At 30.4% G+C, this 17,540-nt stretch carries 12 protein-coding genes; 7 read left to right on the top strand and 5 right to left on the bottom strand.

Going from position 1 to position 17,540, the window contains the following annotated elements:
* Positions 1-75 precede the first annotated feature (75 nt).
* From ACYEKI_RS02465 to ACYEKI_RS02455, 3 genes are all read left to right on the top strand, one after another.
* Positions 76-3,165: a hypothetical protein gene (locus tag ACYEKI_RS02465; protein ID WP_459209570.1), complete on the top strand. Its 3,090-nt coding sequence runs from the start codon at positions 76-78 to the stop codon at positions 3,163-3,165.
* Positions 3,166-4,404, top strand: coding sequence for a hypothetical protein (locus ACYEKI_RS02460; RefSeq protein WP_459209569.1), 1,239 nt, complete (start codon positions 3,166-3,168; stop codon positions 4,402-4,404).
* A gap of 71 nt (positions 4,405-4,475) precedes the next feature.
* Positions 4,476-5,951 (top strand): glycoside hydrolase family 2 TIM barrel-domain containing protein, encoded by a 1,476-nt coding sequence (locus ACYEKI_RS02455; RefSeq protein ID WP_459209568.1) that lies wholly within the window; start codon positions 4,476-4,478, stop codon positions 5,949-5,951.
* Here ACYEKI_RS02455 and ACYEKI_RS02450 read toward each other — a convergent pair.
* The 5 genes from ACYEKI_RS02450 to ACYEKI_RS02430 all read right to left on the bottom strand — a co-directional run bounded on the left by ACYEKI_RS02450 (position 5,941) and on the right by ACYEKI_RS02430 (position 9,969).
* The gene (locus tag ACYEKI_RS02450; RefSeq protein WP_459209567.1) at positions 5,941-7,149 is read right to left on the bottom strand and encodes a glycosyltransferase; all 1,209 of its coding nucleotides are present in this window, start codon (positions 7,147-7,149) and stop codon (positions 5,941-5,943) included. The two genes, ACYEKI_RS02455 and ACYEKI_RS02450, sit on opposite strands and share 11 nt — an antisense overlap.
* Before the next feature lie 11 nt (positions 7,150-7,160).
* The gene (locus tag ACYEKI_RS02445) at positions 7,161-8,441 is read right to left on the bottom strand and encodes an oligosaccharide flippase family protein (protein WP_459209566.1); all 1,281 of its coding nucleotides are present in this window, start codon (positions 8,439-8,441) and stop codon (positions 7,161-7,163) included.
* On the bottom strand, positions 8,428-8,733 hold the full coding sequence (locus ACYEKI_RS02440) for an STAS domain-containing protein (RefSeq protein ID WP_459209565.1): 306 nt from the start codon (positions 8,731-8,733) through the stop codon (positions 8,428-8,430). Before ACYEKI_RS02440 ends, ACYEKI_RS02445 begins: the two co-directional genes overlap by 14 nt.
* A 20-nt stretch (positions 8,734-8,753) precedes the next feature.
* Positions 8,754-9,056, bottom strand: a complete 303-nt coding sequence (locus tag ACYEKI_RS02435) for an STAS domain-containing protein (RefSeq protein ID WP_459209564.1) — start codon at positions 9,054-9,056, stop codon at positions 8,754-8,756.
* A 103-nt stretch (positions 9,057-9,159) separates the two neighbouring features.
* Entirely contained in the window at positions 9,160-9,969 is an 810-nt protein-coding gene (locus ACYEKI_RS02430) for a glycosyltransferase (protein WP_459209563.1), read from the bottom strand.
* 457 nt (positions 9,970-10,426) lie between these two features.
* On the opposite strand from ACYEKI_RS02430, the gene ACYEKI_RS02425 reads away from it, so the two are divergent.
* From ACYEKI_RS02425 to ACYEKI_RS02410, 4 genes are all read left to right on the top strand, one after another.
* Positions 10,427-12,553, top strand: coding sequence for a tetratricopeptide repeat protein (locus ACYEKI_RS02425; protein ID WP_459209562.1), 2,127 nt, complete (start codon positions 10,427-10,429; stop codon positions 12,551-12,553).
* A 117-nt stretch (positions 12,554-12,670) separates the two neighbouring features.
* Positions 12,671-13,258 carry a Crp/Fnr family transcriptional regulator gene (locus ACYEKI_RS02420; RefSeq protein WP_459209561.1) on the top strand — a complete coding sequence of 196 codons (588 nt, stop codon included), beginning with the start codon at positions 12,671-12,673 and terminating at the stop codon, positions 13,256-13,258.
* An 836-nt stretch (positions 13,259-14,094) separates the two neighbouring features.
* Complete coding sequence (locus tag ACYEKI_RS02415; RefSeq protein WP_459209560.1) at positions 14,095-16,440, top strand: TolC family protein; 2,346 nt, start codon at positions 14,095-14,097, stop codon at positions 16,438-16,440.
* Positions 16,441-16,454: 14 nt separating this feature from the next.
* A complete protein-coding gene (locus ACYEKI_RS02410; RefSeq protein WP_459209559.1) occupies positions 16,455-17,537 on the top strand; it encodes an efflux RND transporter periplasmic adaptor subunit in 1,083 nt (360 codons plus the stop codon).
* The last annotated feature ends 3 nt before the right edge of the window (positions 17,538-17,540 follow it).

Below are 17,540 nucleotides of genomic sequence, written 5' to 3'. Positions count from 1 at the left end.
AGATATAGATTTGTTTAATCGATGTGCTTTGTTGTATATTTAAGTATTGTAACAACTAACACAACAGCAACTTAGATGGGGGATAAGGCTAATAAGTATATCATTAGTGCATTGTTAATAGGGGTATCTTTTCATGGAACCAGTATCTTTTACACTTTAGAATATACTTATGATGCGTTGATTCATTTATTTTTTGGAAATCATTACGCTTCAAGTTGGTTTGAACCATGGAGCTATAGTTGGTATACAGGATTTACAGTAATGGGATATCCGCCATTAGTACATCAAACTATAGGGCTATTATCGTATGTATCAGGGTTGAAATTTGGACTTTTTACTGTAGCTATCATCGGTATTATTTTATTTATAACTGGAGTATATCGATTTTCACTTTTAATAACGTCTAGTAGAAAAGCAGCCGGATATGCGGCATTGTTAGCGGTATTTTCATCTTCGTTTGTAGAAACATTACATGTATTTGGGCAATTACCGAGTATTGTGGGTATCTCTGTTTTGATGCATTGTTTACCAGAAATTTATCAATGGCTCAAAACAGGTAAATATCGTTATTTGATAACTTCTTTTTCGCTATTATCAGTAACAGTTACTTCTCACCATGTAACTCCTATTTTTGGGATGGTATTTTTTATTTTTCCATTGATAGGTATGGTATTGATGGATGCTTCTAGAGAAAAGGTAAAGCGGATGAAAGATGTCACCTTCAGAATCTTTTTGACTACTTTTTTTGAACATTTTTGGCGTATTGTAAAATTTGGGGCAGGTTCGTTAGTACTAATTGTTACCTGTATTTTACCATATTGGATTAACACAAAAAATAACCCTATAACACAGGTCCCGATACCACATGGATCAAGAGATAATTTTTTAGAAGTGACATCTTCGGGATTGGTATTCTTCTTAATACCGTGGGGAGTATTGTTATTCTTCTTTCCGTACATTTTTTATCGCTATTATAGTAAGCGTTATCTGTTTTTTGGATTATCGATAACAATGTTATTTGTTTTAGGTACAGGAGGAACGACACCTGTTCCCAAAATACTGTTAGGAGATAATGCCTTTAATATACTTACGCTAGATAGGTTTACCTTATGGGGATCTATTATGTCTCTACCTTTATTTGGAGAATTTGCATATCGGTTTGTAGAAGGAGATATGAAACGGTTGATTCAAAGAAAGTATGGAGCAGTATATCATAGAATTATAGGAGGGCTTTTGGTCGGGTTTTATGTTATTATGGGGGTTTTTACGATGAGTTTAGGATATTTTAGACCATTACAGCCTCAAAAAATAAATATGTTGCCCATAGTCAATTTTCTTAAACAGGATCAACATGATAAATGGCGGTTTTTGACCTTAGGTTTTGGAGATCAAATGGCATGGTTATCTGCACAAACTACGGCTATGACGGTAGATGGTAATTACCATTCGGCAAGAAGATTACCAGAGTTAACTACAAGAGCTATAGAACGTCTAGAAAACTCAAAGTTTAGAGGTGTAGAAGGAATAGGGTCTTTACAACAATTTTTAACAGTTCCAGAGAAATACAATTTAAAATATATCTTTTCAAACGATAAGTTTTATGACCCCATATTATATTTCAGTGGATGGCAACGATTACCCATGTTAGAGAATGGCATTATGGTCTGGGAGAAACTCAATGTACCTCCGTTATCTACGATATTACCTTATGAAGATGCGCCTCTAGTTTTAAAATTAATGTGGGGAATTATTCCGTTACTCACCGTAGTGGTGGCGTTTGTGTTGAACATACAAATGATGTGGTATAGAACGCTTAAGATTAAAGAAATTAGATTACCAGTATATCGTAATTTTAAAAATAACTATGACAAATTCTCATCAGGTTTACTTAACATACTGCATCTATGGATAGTTTTTATATTGATCATTATGGGGTATGGTACCTATCTTTTTTATATCAAAAATGAAACACAATTAACAGCTACTAATGTAATTAAAGCATACTATGATGCACTTGACTTTAAAATGTTTAAGAAAGCACATTCTTATATCGATCCAGAAGAAGGGCAAACATTATCACAGTATATGCTAGAGGTAGCAGTATCTGACGGATTAATGAGTTCGTATGCAAAAATGAATGATATTGAGATCAAAATTACACATAAAACAGATTCTACAGCAAAGGCTAAAATATTGACCAATTGGGTGACGCCTTTAGAAAATATACAAAAACAATATCAACATGAATTGATAGAAAGAGGAGGGGATTGGTATATCAAACCTACAAGTTTTGATTTGGATATTCCGCCAGATCAATTCTTCTCAAAAAATATAACGGCTTTTTATAATCATGGACGTAGACGTGTAACTACAGAACAAACATATCACGAAGATGTCTTAAAGCAACCTGTATTAGAGATACTCAATGCAAAGTTAATTCATTATCACAATCGATATGCTATTGTAGGAGAATTACAAAATGTAGATAATACCCCTGCAGATGTAGTTTTAAAAGGAATTTTATATGATGATAAGAGTGTAGAGTTAGCAAATCATAATGCAAAATACCATATCAAGCATAAATTAATGCCTAGAGAAATAACCAGTTTTAAAATCAATTTTGAAGGGATTGCTTGGAGTGATATAGAAGATGAAATTCCAGAAGTATTTAATCCAGATGAATTTACACCTATAGAGCTCGAAAAACAACCTACAAACTTTGTGTTACAAGGAGCAGGAAATGTAGCGATAACTGATTTGTATAAAAGTGTGTCTATAAATGATTTAGAAATAGATAAAAATGTAATTAGAGGAATGCTGTTTAATTTTGGTTTTCAAGAAGTAACAATTCCTCAATTATTAATCTCGTATTATAATGATAAAAAAGAATTGATTTGGGTAGATCATTTATTTATCAAAGAAGGAATAAGACCACAACGCAAACAGTTTTTTGAATATGACCTAAAAAGAGTACCTATAGTAACGGTACTTAATAGTGATATAACCAAAAGTTTTATCAATGGATTACCCAATACCATGATAGCAAGAGAAATTGTTCCAGATCGAGATTGGTCTCATCCAGGAGAACAACTTCAACCTATTAAAGGTGATGGATATAGCTATATAAAAATAGAGGTCAATAATTATATAGGTAATCCTAAATAAATGAAGATAGCGTTAAGAACATATCAATTGCCAGTAGTATTGTTATGCAGTATGATAATAGTGTTGTATTACAGTTATGCAAATGAGAATAGCAATACAAAAGAGATAACACTACTTACTGTTCAAAAAGTATTTATAGCAAATGAACCTATTCTTTTTGAATTTGGGGGTAATCAAATAAAAAATGTAGTGTTGATGATAGAAGGTTCTTATGGTATTACATCAGTAGTACCAGTACAAAAAGGAAGTACACTACAATTTACCTTTCCAGAACATTTTACACGACATAAAGGCATTATTTCATGGCAATTAATGCAATCTGGAAAAAGATTATTTAATGGAGAACTAACTGTTATCGCCAATGAAGCTACAAAAACAAAAATGGAATCGTATTTAGGACCGCCAAGTATTGTAGCAGGAGGTAGAGATTATGCAATGATGGTTACAGTACCTACAGATTCTCTAGATAACCCTATAGCTGAAGGGACACCAACATTGATTAAACATCAATTTCTAGAAAATATTACTACAAATGATTTAGAAACTAAAGATCTGATAGCATGGAAGAATATCTTTTCCTATAAGAAATCAGGTAGGATATTAGTTTCTGCCGAATGTAAAGATGCAGATTCAAAAGAATTTATGACAGTAGTATATCCAGACAATGCGATAGATTTTACGATAAAAATTACTAGAGAACATGAGTTTGCAGATGGAAATCAAATTAGTGTTTTAAGTACTTCTGTAATAAGAGATCAATATGAGAATATAGTAACAGATGGTACTTATGTGACTTTTTTTATAGAAAATAAAGAAGGAAAATTACTTAAAACACCAGGATTAACTATAAATGGTGTCGCTAGAGCAGAAATATTGCATCCAGATCATGAAGAAACTTGGAAGATTAGAGCCTATGTAACAGGAATGGGAAAGAGTGATGAAATTGTAGTGAACTATAAACCATTAGAAACAGATTATGATGTAGTAATTAAAAAATCAGGTAGAGAAATAACAGTAGGGCCACTTAGAAGTTTTATGAAACAGATTATTCCAGATGGAGCTGTAGTAAAAATGTATATATATCAAGAAAATAAATTATTTGATTATAAGGTAGATACCTCTCTTAAGGGGAAAGTTGTATTTGACTTATTAGAAGATTTTTATCCTAATGGAAGATATAGTTTCCGTATAGAAGCTTTGGGGATAGTAAAAAAAATAGAACAAATAGAATTATGGTAAAATCTATTAATAAAAATATTTATAGAGGATTATTAATTATTACGTTTTTAGTAATAAATGTTCTAGTCATTATGTCGATTAGTAAAATCTTGAGTTATTTTAAAACAGGAGCAGATCGATCGGCTATGTTACATGTTGAGGTTAAAAATGAAGATGTGTATTTGCCCAAGGTTAAATGGAAATCTTTAGCCAATCCAGGAAGACCTATGGAAAAGCAAACGCAATATGAAATACAACAAGATTATTTAGATGCATGGTATGTACGTAATATAGCATATAAAACAAATGATTCTTTTGGATTGCAAGATTTCTATACCGATAATTCTCGAAAAAAACTCCTTAAGTATATTAACGATAATAAGAAAAAAGGAATTGCTATCGAAAATACAACATTAACACATCATCCAGAACTTGATTTTTATAGTGCAGATGGACAATTGATCGTATTTACAGATCATCAAGTGGAGCAATACAGAAGAGTTTATAAAGATAAAAAACTAGCGATAGAAGCTCTAGATACTGCTAATTATAAAGTTTTAATGTTGCTTGAAGATGGTTTTTGGAGGATAAGACATATGATAAGAGAACCTTTGCAAAAACAAGCTGATAGTATTGAGGTTAATGCTTTCGCGAAAGTGAAAGAAGGAAAGATATATGTAAATAATAAACCTTTTGAAATTCAAGGAATCAATTACTATCCACAAAAAAGTCCTTGGGATATGTTTGGAGATGATTTTGATGAAGAAATAATAGCTCAAGATTTTAAAATAATTAAAGAAGCACAATTAAATAGCATACGAATATTTATTCAGTACGAAGACTTTGGAAAAGCAGTTTTAGTTGAAGAAAAACTACAAAAACTTAAAAAAGTATTAGACATAGCATTTGAGCAAGAGCTAAAAGTAGTGATAACTCTATTTGATTTTTATGGAGACTATTCTGTATTAGATTGGACATTAACACATCGACATGTAGAACAAATTGTTTCAAGATTTAAAAATCACGAAGCTATATTAGCTTGGGATATAAAAAATGAACCCGATTTGGATTTCAAGAATAGAGGAGAGAAAAATGTCTTAGCCTGGCTTGAAATGACGATGACGCAATTAAAAAAATACGATCCCAATCATTTGATAACTATTGGTTGGGCAACGGCAGAAGCTGCAGCACTCCTAAAAGATAAAGTTGATTTTATTTCTTTTCACTATTATTTACAACTTAATGATTTTGATCAGCATTATAGAAAGTTAAAAATAGCAACGAATAAACCATTGGTAATGCAAGAATATGGATTGTCTTCAAATAGAGGATTATGGAGTCCTTTTGGCATTACAGAAGAAAAACAAGCAAAGTACCATCAAGTAATGCAAGAAAAAATAAAACGATATAATCTTCAGTTTATGTCGTGGACGTTATACGATTTTGATAATGTTCCGTCAAGTGTAGTAGGAAGTTTACCGTGGAGGAAACACAAACAAAAACACTTTGGTTTCTTAGATCACAACGGAAATAAGAAACCAGCGTTTAAGTATATTGCTAAGCAGTAGCTTCTTCTAGAAGAAGCGCATTTTTCTTATCGATTATAGCCGTAAAATGTTGTAAATAGAGATCGGTAATTGCAGACATAGGCAATGCAGTAGCTGCGCTGTAATTTATTTCACCTAATTGAATCCTATAAGCTTCGTCAACAATAATCTTTTCTATGGCCATAGCGAGACTATCAATACTAAGCGGATTAAAGAATTCGCCACTGTAACCTTCTTCTTTAACTAGAAGTTCTAGATCACCTAATTTAGGCATGACAACAGCTTTACCATAACTACCAGCTTGATGTAAAACACCAGAACTACCCGTAGTAGACGTATAAGGAAATACTACCATGGCACTATCTCTAAATAATTGCGGTACATCTTCTTCTTTTACATAGCCCGTAAAAGTAATTTGAGGCACATCTTTATAACGCTCTTGAACACCTTTAAGATATCCTTTTACATTAGGATTATCTGTACCCGCAATAACAATCTCGATATCAGTTTTTGTCCATAAACGTACTTTTCGTACAGCTTCGATTAGAATTTCTACCTTTTTGTACGTTCCAAATTTGCCAAAGGTCATTACTTTTAAAGGACCAGAAGGCAATGAGTAGTCAGGTCGCTCAGGAACTTCAAAAGTTCCATGAGGAATAAGAACCACATTTTTAGCATGATATTTTTGTTCTAAGATTTCTACATATTTTTGCATGGTTACAGCAACCATATTAGATGAAAGGATAAGTCTAGTAAGACTTGTACCAATAAAATTATATATTTTCTGAAGAATTTTGTTTTGTGTAAATCCTGCTTTTTTAAGATCAACCTGTTCCATAATGTTATGCAAGAGAACAACGGAAGGTATGTTTTTTATTTTACAAAGCATAGGAGTGAGCAACCCTAAAGCAGCAGGAATTTTTTTATCTCCAAACTTCATGAATTGAAGATTGAATAAAACGCCATCAGGCTTAGTTTCTTTTATCGCTTTTAGAATATTTAAAACATTAAAGTAGCCGTTAAATTTCCAACATGATTTTACTGTGATTTTGCATCCTTTTTCTTCAAAATTCAAATCAGCTTGTGTGGCAGAAACATCTGTAAGAAGAACAATTTCATCAATGTTATCTTTTGTTCTAAAATTTTTAAGTAAATGATACCCATATTCATTTAGGGTTACTTTACTAGGCGGGAATGAAGTTACTATAGCTAATTTCATAATACAATTTTTTAGTTAGGAAGTGCTTTTGATTTTTGTGCTTTTTTGTTGTTATGAGCACTTTTGAAGAATAAGATCTGGGTTACCAATAAAACTGCCATAGCTATGATTTGCATAGTCACAACTTGTTGTAAACTATCGTGATAAAATGCAATAAGGGCAATTTGAGTGATTCCTAAAATACCTGAGAGAATAACAGGAATGTATTTGTCTAGAGATAAAAAGTAATATGCAAAAATATTAGAGATCGCAAAAAGAGAAGTAGCTACAGCATATTTCCATAATAAAGGTGCTATAAAGACAAATTCTTCTCCAAACATAAGTTTAATAACAAATTCAGGGAATAAATAACAACCTAAAACAATTGCAGTAGATAGTATGGTGATATAACAAACATATTTGATTAATATAGAAACATGTTTTTCTCCATCTTTTTGTTTTTGTACAACTTTGGGTAGTAATAACATAACAAACATCCAAGCAACAAAATAAACTACACGACCTATCAAGGCTAACGATGCATATAACCCAGCATTATAAGAATCAAAATAATGCTTAACCATTAAAATATCACTATTATTAATAATGATTTGGGTTAATTCGTAAAATGCAGTTAAAACAAAAAAACTGGTTACTCTTTTTTTATCAAGATGCGATAAACCACTTTTTATATTAAATGAGATATTTACCTTTTTAAAGGGGATTAATCCAAAAATAAAAGATAGCGCAATTCCGATTGCAATCAGTGTAGATGATGTAGAGAATGATAAAGTGAAAATAAGAATTAAAGTAAGAATTAATCGACTTAACATCTCACTTTGATAAGTAATAGCAAGATGATCAAATTTTTTCTTTCCTTGAAATATTCCTCTATTAACACTCATCACAAAATAAATAGGAATACCTATCCCAAAAATGATAAACATCATCGAAGATTGCGTATTAAATAACACTTTTAATTTTTCTGAAAATAGAATTATACAAGCACTTATAGCCAATCCTATTATAGTTGCATATTTATAAATAGCATTTATAAAAGAAGAAAAGGTGTCATTTGAAAAAATTACCGAGAACTTAGCCGTGGCCAGTTGAAATGTCATAGCAGCAAATGATAGTACCAATAACAAGGTTATTAATACCGCAGCATCTGCAAATTGTTCAGGACCTAAAACCCTACCGAGTATAAGATTATAAAAGTAATTACCCGCATTAACAATAATTACACTGATCATAAATTTTTGCTCAGGAGTTAATACTTTTATAATCGAATTAGCAATGTTAGTAATAATCATTTTTGAAGATATAATTCATTTGACTTTTGGTAAACATATCGCTGATGTACTTGTTTTTTTTACCCAATACAAAAAGTACTTTACTTCTTCTTTTTGCTTTAGAATAAATATCCAAAAGCACACATAGCGCAGACTTGTCAATTTTTTTTACTTTACCTAAACACATCACTACTTCTTCATAGTGATCGAGTAGGTAATTAAATTTCTCTCGTACCAGTAGAGAATTCTTAGATGTAAATTCTCCTTCTATTTCATACGTTCCTAGATTATTGGTTATACGTAAATCGTTCATTATCGTCATTAGGTTAAGGATTAGACAAAATCATTTTTAAGAATAAAATTCATTTTGGTGTGTTTAAATACACTCTGAATGTTTTTATTATCCTTACCTATAATAGAAAGTGCTTTGTTGCCTTTCATAGCTTTTTTATAAAGCATTCCTAGGGCATTTACACCAGAGATATCTATTTTTTTTACATTTTCAATAGATATGATGAGAGAGTCAGAAATGTCAATAAGACATTCAAAATAATTTTGTAAGGATCTTACATTTTCTGAATGAATTTTTCCATTTATTTCAAAAATTCCGTGGTTATTTTCTATAGTTAAAGCCATGAGATTCATTTTTATGAGGTTAATACCAATATAAATTTGCTTAAGAATCATGGGTTTACGTTAAAAATTCGCTTAATGGGGGATTTGTTTAGACAGAGCGTAGTTATTGTACCATAAAGTAGTTTGTTTTAAGTGAATAAATATCTGATACTGTCCAATGATTGAATTGTATTTTAAAATAAGCAAGCCAAATCACAAGTAAATTAAGAGGGATCAATAAAGAATCTTTAAAAGACAATTTTGAACCATCTACTTCAACCCAATTTTCTAGAGGTTCTTCTCTTATGGATTGTACCAATTTGTGGCTACCTAGATGATTTTTTAATCTTAAAAAGATTTCAACATCAAATAGCCAACGACTTAAAAAACTTTGAGTATATACTTCTGGAACAATTTCTTTCTTAAATACTTTGGCACCGCATTGAGTGTCTTGTATAGGAAGCCCTAATATGGACTTAATTACAAAACCTACGATGCCAGAAAATACCTTTCTCATTAGACTACGTTCGATTTGACCAGCGTCTTCACCTTTTCTTGATCCAAAAATCATAGAGAGTTTGGTATCTTTATTGAGTTTTGATACTAAAGAGTCTAATTCTGTTAATGATGTTGATAAATCGGCATCTATAAAAGCGATATTATCGATATAAGAAAAGTTATTAAAATAATGAGCACCAGCTCTTACTGCGGCAGCTTTACCTTGATTTACTTCTAGATGTAAAGCTTTGATTTTTTTTGGGTGCTGTCTTTCTAGTAAATTGAGTAACTCGCCTGTGCGATCACTGCTACCATCATTTACAAAGCATAAATAATAAGAATTGTAGGTAGATATAAATTTTTTGAATTCCTCTATAGGGAGACGTTCAGCCTCATTATAACAAGGAATTATAATTCCGGTAGTTTTTGAATTCATAAGTAGGGTTTTTTAAATTTAATTAAGGGCAAAAAGGGATTATAGTTTTGGTTTTTTTAAGGGTTAATAATTACACTAATATCTGATAGCGATATTCATAAATAATACGATCAATAAGGGGGCGATTTATATATTGTTTATGTTGTATATCAGACTGTTGTAAAATTAAGATGCTTTTTTGGATTTGCTCAACGGTTTGTCCGTAAACTTTATGCGGTTTGAACAAAAAAATATGTAGATTATCGATTAATAGTGTATTTTAGAGATGTTTTTAAAACTATTTATAAGTTTTTTAGTAGGAAAAGTACTTCAAATTGTAATTGCATAAAAATTGAAGAAAATGAAGTGTAAATTAGAAAGAATTAGTACCTTAATAAAATCATATTTTAATAAAGAATTACCCCTACTTAAATAACTTTTTTACAGAACAAATCATAAAAATCAAAACGAATATCATATGATTGATAAGAGGCTTATTTTACTATGTATTACATGGCTATTTTTTTATACAGGGTATACACAAAATATGGAAAAAGGATTTAAATATCTTGAAACAGGAAAGTATGTTTTGGCAAAGACATTTTTTGAAGAAGTATTGCAAGAATATCCACAAAATAAAACAGCTCGATTATGTTATGGTAGAGCTGTAGGTTTATCTGGAGAAGCTACAACAGCAGTGACTATTTTTACCCAATTAAGAAGTGAATACCCTAACGATTTTGAAATAAAATTAAACTATGCAGAATCATTATTATGGAATAAAGAATTTGTAAAAGCTAAAGCATTTTATGAGCTAATAGTAGCAGAAGACGATACTAGTTTTCCTGCTGTACTAGGATATGCAAATACGTTATCCAATCTTAAAGAATATGAAAAAGCATTATTACTCGTTAATAATGCATTAGCACTACAAAAAGGGAACCCTAACGCAATGATTTCTAGAAAGTATATACGATTGGGATATGCAGGAACTTATGTAAGAGATAGGCGATATGAAGATGCTTTGACTTTAATGGATAAAAACCTAGAAGATTTTCCTGGAGACAGAGATACACAATTAAATAAAATTAATGTGTATTTATTAATGAATAAAACTAAAGAAGCAGGAGTTATTTATAAAGCTTTGGCAAAAAATGCTAAAGATAGTATAGCTGCATTAGCTGGTTTATCTTTAATAGCACACAAAGAACATAAAGAAAAAGTGGCTTTAAAAACAGCAAAAAAGGCTCTTGATCAAGCGTATAAGCATCCAGAAGATACCGTAACACTTTTAAATAGTCAAGAACGATATATACAAGCGCTAACATGGAATGGTAAATATGTAAAGACCAAACAAGAAATAGACAAATTATTTGCTAAATATCCCGATAACCCTAGAGTTTTAGCAATGGAATCTTCATTAGGAATGTATACTAGTGATTTTAAAACGAGTATAGCAAATTATAAAAAAATACTTCAAAATGATTCAACTTCGTTTGATGGTAATCTAGGGATAGCAAATGCTTATAGAGCTGTTGATGACCCCTACAAAAGTTATGAATACGCATATAAAACATTAAAGCATTTTCCTAAACAAATAGATGCACAAGGATTAATTGAAAAACTGAATCTAAATTACAGCCCGTTTATAGAGCAAAAAACATCATATACTATAGATAATGGTGATAACAAAGCCTGGAGTTTTTTAGTGAGATCAGAAGTACCTTTTTCTACACGATTTTTATTAGAAGGAAGTTACTCTTACCGAAATACAAAAAATGAAGTAACAAATGATGATGCCACATCACATACAATGATTATTGGAGGAAAGTATAAACTTTATAAAGGAATGTTACTTACAGGTAGATTAGGAATTATTAAAGCCGAAGCAACGACAAACTCATATTCAAATGTTTTGGGAGAAGTATTTCTTAAAATGAAACCTTTTAGATTGCAAAATTTAGAATTGGGATATAAAAGAGAAATACAAGAATTTAACGCAGCACTATTGGATAGAGAAATTATGATGGATAATTTTATTTTGAATTATAATCTAAATACCAATTTTAATCTAGGATGGTATACACAATATATCTACACAACACAATCAGACGATAATAAAAGAAACCTTTTATTCACTTCATTATATTATAAGGTATTGAGACGTCCCAGTACCAAAGTGGGAATTAATTATCAATATATAACATTTAAAGATCAAGTACCTACAATCTATTTTAGTCCCTCGAGATTTAATGTAGTAGAAGTGTTTGCTGATTTGATAAAGAATAGTTCAGAAAAAAAGGCTTACTGGTATTATGGAGTTAATGCTGCAGCTGGATATCAATTTATAGAAGATCAAGAAAAATCTACAACCTTTAGGATAGAAGGAAAATTAGGATATCAATTTTCAAATCGTTTTAGAGCTCATGTATATGCAAAACATAGTAATATAGCATCGGCTACTGCAGCTGGATTTAAATTTACAGAAGTAGGATTACAACTTAAATGGTATTTAACTAAAAAACCTCTATTTAATCATAAGATAATTGCAATAGAAAAATCAGTTTTGGGAGAAGAGAAAAGTAAATATATGAGTGAGTATTAAAAAATAATATTAAAAACTTGTAATGAGTTTTAAAATTTGAAGTCTTATAGAAAGTAAAAAATCATTTTGGATTGAAATGGTTTTAATAGCATGAAAATAATACCTTAAGACTTTGTTATGGGATCTTATAAAGAAAATATAGAAAAGATTATTAACTCGATTATACCTGTTTCAAAACAAGCATCTGATCAGATATATGATTTATATAAGGTAGAAGAAATAGCTAAAAACAATGTTTTTGTAGGAAAAAATAATTTAGTCGTAAGAGATTTTTTTCTACTTGAAGGGTTTTGTAAAAGTTATGTGATAGGTAGGGATGGGCAAGAAGTAACGATCTCATTTTTTAAAGCAGGAGAGATACTTTCTCCAAGTCCAACAAGAGTTTCAAGCGGAACATCAATTATTTATATAAAAGCACTTACTACTATTAAAGTGGCAGCATGTGAATCTGTTAAATTTGAAGAATTAATTATGAAAAACATGGAGGTTTTTAAATGGGGATCCTCTTTGTTAGAAGTTGAAATTTTGAATAAAGTAGATAAAGAAGTAGGAATGGCAACTTTAACAGCCAAAGAGAGATTGCTTAATTTTAGAAAAAAATACCACCTTTTAGAAAATATAATACCACACTCAGATATAGCTTCATATCTGGGGATAACCAATACTTCATTTAGTCGATTAAGAAAAGAATTAAAAACTAAATAATATGTGCTTTTTGCCAAATGGCAATGGAGATTGTGTTTGTTGCTAATACATTTGCAAACCAATATTAAATACAAGTGTATATTTAATAAATATAGAGTCCTTTTCTAGACTAGAAATCGAAATAAAATATAAGGAATAAGTTAGTTATAAAGTAATTAATGTAAAGTAATACTTGATGATTTTACAAATTGCCTTAGCAAAGGTTGCACTATTAAGTTATAGTAGATTTAAAAGTAAACAATTTCTTATTTCAAAAGATGAAGAATGTAAATATTGGAAGAATAACAACTATATTAAATAGTACTATTATCGAAAATAAAACGATTGAAAAAATAGAAAAATTAACAAAAAAAGCAATTAAGAAGCGATCTATCAAAGTAGATAAATTTATTGATAAGAGAATAATATACAACTGCAAAAGAAAAAAATGTAGAGTAGCTTTTAATTCAGTGTAACCTTACATTGTAAACGTATAAAAGAAAGAACAATTTGACAATAAACATTTGAAACTTAATATTATCTGAGAATAAATAATCGTACATTTTTTGTATCTTGGATAGAGGTTAATAGTTTGAATTTTAGTGTTGTTGTTGGTTTTGGATAAATGAAAACAAATGTTTTTTTGATCCAAAAAATGAAATATACCAAGATTAGATACTATAAAAATCATTATAAAATAAAAAGATTTATAAGGACACCATCGAAATCAATTTATATAAAATTCCCCTATAAATCACAATACCCCACATAGATGGTGTCTTTTTATATTACCGCTTATAGCGGCGTAATAAAGAATTGAAAACAAAAAAAGAAACTTCAAGTAAATTAGATATATAATGAAGAACTACTTATCATTTGTGTTTATGATTTGTGTTTTTTTGGGATATACTCAAAACCAAAAAGAATACAATATAGGTGTGTTGGTAGACCAAAAAGCTCCTCGATTAACACCATTATTAATGCGCTTGCATGAAGAAATTAAGGCAGTTGTAGGAGAAGATGCCAAAATTAATTTCCCTCAAGAGAGTTTTTTGTCTAATAATCTAGACATAAATTTAGCTAAGCATAATTACCAAAAGTTAATAGAAAATAATACCGATATAATATTAGCATTTGGAATTCTAAATAATAAAATAATAAATGCTCAAGAGGTATATAAAAAGCCAACTATATTATTTGGAGCAGTAAATAGAGATTTTGAAGATATAGATTATTCAAATGAAACTTCAGGAATTACAAACTTTACCTATTTAATTCAGCCAGCATCATTTAAAGAAGATTTTATCAAGTTAAAAGAGCTAACTAAATTTAAAAAATTAGGAATTATAATAGAAGAAGAAGCTATAGCAGTATTACCTTTTAAAGAAAAGTTTGATACAGCTTTCAAAGAATTAAACGGAACGTATAAGTTAATATCGTATAAAACACTAGAAGACATTAGCTCTAATCTAGATGGAGTAGATGCAGTGTATCTTGCAGGAGGCTTCTTTTTGACTAAAGAGGAGGTGAAAACTCTAGCAGATATACTTATCGAGAAAAAGATTCCTTCTCTAACTATTAATGGTATAGATCAGGTAGAAGAAGGTATTATGGCTACTAATCAACCAGAAGAGAGTTTAGAACAATTTTTTAGAAGAATAGCATTAAGTATCGAAGCCTATGTAAATGGAACACCATTAGCAGATTTATCGGTATTCATTAATACAGAACCACGATTAACAGTTAATTATAATACAGCAAAATCGATAGGAGTTCCTTTAAAGTATAGCTTAATAACAAATACAGATTTTATTGGTGGTTTTGAAAATATTCCTGCGGGGAAAAGCTATAATTTAATAAAAGCAATAGAGCAAGCTTTAGATAAGAACTTAAGTTTACAATCTGGTAGAAAAGATATTGATATTAGTGGTCAGGATGTAAAAACAGCAAAAAGTGAATATTTACCTAGTGTAACAGCTACTGCGGGAGGAAGATATACAGATCCAGAGTTGGCAGAAGTAAGTAACGGACAACAACCAGAATTTCAAACCACAGGAAGTGTGTCTTTAGAGCAAACAATTTTTGCAGAAGGAGTCAATGCTAATATTTCAGTACAAAAAAGTTTATTAAAAGCAAGACAAGAAGATTTTAATGCACAACAGCTTAATACAATCTTTGATGTTGCCAATGCGTATTTTAATACATTAATATTAAAATCTAATGCAAAAATTCAGTTACGTAATTTAAACTTAACCAAAAAGAACCTACTTCTTGCAGAGCAAAATTTTGAAACAGGAGAATCGAGTAAATCAGATGTTTTGCGTTTTCGAAGTCAAAAAGCTCAAAATACCCAGAGTATGATAGAAGCTGCGAATCAGTTAAATCAAAGTTTAATTTCGTTAAATCAACTGATGAATAATCCAGTAAATACAGAAATTGTTATTGAAGATGTCGCACTTAATGACGAAGTATTTAAAGATTATAATTATGATGAAATGGCTAGATTACTAGATGATCCTAGATTAAGAGAGCCGTTTATTGAGTTTTTAATAGAAGAAGCTTTATCCAATGCACCAGAGTTAAAATCATTAGGATATAATCTAGAAGCTACAGAGCGTAATATAAAGCTTAATGGATATGGACGATTTTTGCCCACAGTAGCATTGCAAGGTACTTATAATCGAACTTTTAGCCGTAGTGGAAAAGGAAGTTCCGCACCCGCTAATTTTCCTGAATTATTGAATAGTAATTACAATGTAGGAGTAAATGTATCCTTACCTATCTTCAATAAAACACAAACTAATATTAGAAGACAAACAGCAATCATTCAAAAAGAACAATTAGGAATTAATAAAGAGAATACAGAATTAGGTATTAAAGCCAATATAAGGACAAATGTATTTAATGTAGTTAATCAAATTTCTAATATAGAATTGTCAAAAGTTTCTGAAGATACAGCAAAAGAAAGCTTAGAGTTAACACAGGTTTCATATTCAAATGGAGCAGTAAATGTTACACAACTTATAGATGCACAAAACAATTACCTGAACGCGCAACTAGCAAGAACTAATGCAACTTATAACTACTTGATAAATGTCTTGAGTATAGAACGTTTGCTTAATCACTATTTCTTGTTAAGTACAAAAGAAGAGAACGATAAGTTTATACAACGCTTTTTAGAATATACCAACAAAAACAATTAAAGAATAGATATAAGATGAAGAAACTTTCACACATTTTGATAGGAGTTTTCTCATTAGTACTAATATACTCTTGTGCTAAAGAAAAGAAAAAAGAAGAAAAGTTTTTAAGACCTGTAAAATACACGGAAGTAACATTTTCTGGAAAGGAGAAAGAACGAACATTTAGCGGTACAGCAGAAACAGATAAAATTATCAAACTCAGTTTTCGCAATAGCGGTATCATTTCTCAATTTGATATCAAACTAGGTCAAAAAGTAAATAAAGGCCAGTTATTAGCAAAACTTGATAATGTACAAGCTAGATTATCATTAGAACAAGCAGTGACACAACTTAATAGTGGCGCATCACAGATGAATACTTCAAAATTAAGCTTAGATCGTACAAGAAAATTATACGAGAAAGGAAGTGCCTCTCTAAGTAATTTTGAATCGGCTAAAAATGCATACAAAACAGCCAAAGAAAGCTATGAATCGGCTAAGCGAAGTGTATCTATTCAAGAAGAACAAGTACGTTATGGATATATATATGCTCCAGAAGATGGAGTTATAGCAGCGGTGACTTCAGAAATAGAAGAAAATGTAAGTGCAGGTCAAACTGTAGCTACACTAAATGCAGGTAGAGATATGGAAATCGCTTTAGGGATACCAGAAAGCGTAATTAATGTGATAAAAGAAGGGATGGAAGTAGAAGTAAGCTTCTCTTCATTAAATCAAAAAACATTTAAAGCCAAAGTAACAGAGGTTGCACCAGCTGTAAATACCAATACCGCAACTTACCCAGTACGTGTGATGATCCTTAATCCTACAAGTGAAATCAAAAGCGGAATGTCTGCTAATGTGACCTTTGATTTTAGGAATAAGAAAATAAATGATAAACGCATGGTCATTCCTACAAACGCTGTAGGAGAAGATAGTAAAGGCCGTTTTGTATTTGTGATTAATGATATAGAAAATACTGCAACAGTAAAAAAGCAATATATAACATTAGGAGAATTGACTCAAGAAGGATTTGAAGTATTATCTGGATTAACCGAAGGGCAAAAAATTGCAACAGCGGGGTTACAAACATTATTAGATGGTCAAGAAGTTAAACTATAAAGG

Origin of the sequence: Aquimarina rhabdastrellae, assembly GCA_947387485.1 — a bacterium.
Taxonomy (GTDB): Bacteria; Bacteroidota; Bacteroidia; order Flavobacteriales; family Flavobacteriaceae; genus Aquimarina.
The sequence above is the reverse complement of the archived record's forward strand: the minus strand, read 5'-3'. Positions and strand labels throughout refer to the sequence as shown.

Coding starts and splice junctions, on each gene's coding strand:
- ACYEKI_RS02415 (WP_459209560.1), top strand. CDS start 14,095: ATGAAGAACTACTTATCATTTGTGTTTATGATTTGTGTTTTTTTGGGA.
- ACYEKI_RS02460 (WP_459209569.1), top strand. CDS start 3,166: ATGAAGATAGCGTTAAGAACATATCAATTGCCAGTAGTATTGTTATGC.
- ACYEKI_RS02410 (WP_459209559.1), top strand. CDS start 16,455: ATGAAGAAACTTTCACACATTTTGATAGGAGTTTTCTCATTAGTACTA.
- ACYEKI_RS02455 (WP_459209568.1), top strand. CDS start 4,476: ATGTCGATTAGTAAAATCTTGAGTTATTTTAAAACAGGAGCAGATCGA.
- ACYEKI_RS02440 (WP_459209565.1), bottom strand. CDS start 8,733: ATGAACGATTTACGTATAACCAATAATCTAGGAACGTATGAAATAGAA.
- ACYEKI_RS02430 (WP_459209563.1), bottom strand. CDS start 9,969: ATGAATTCAAAAACTACCGGAATTATAATTCCTTGTTATAATGAGGCT.
- ACYEKI_RS02435 (WP_459209564.1), bottom strand. CDS start 9,056: ATGGCTTTAACTATAGAAAATAACCACGGAATTTTTGAAATAAATGGA.
- ACYEKI_RS02465 (WP_459209570.1), top strand. CDS start 76: ATGGGGGATAAGGCTAATAAGTATATCATTAGTGCATTGTTAATAGGG.
- ACYEKI_RS02420 (WP_459209561.1), top strand. CDS start 12,671: ATGGGATCTTATAAAGAAAATATAGAAAAGATTATTAACTCGATTATA.
- ACYEKI_RS02450 (WP_459209567.1), bottom strand. CDS start 7,149: ATGAAATTAGCTATAGTAACTTCATTCCCGCCTAGTAAAGTAACCCTA.
- ACYEKI_RS02445 (WP_459209566.1), bottom strand. CDS start 8,441: ATGATTATTACTAACATTGCTAATTCGATTATAAAAGTATTAACTCCT.
- ACYEKI_RS02425 (WP_459209562.1), top strand. CDS start 10,427: ATGATTGATAAGAGGCTTATTTTACTATGTATTACATGGCTATTTTTT.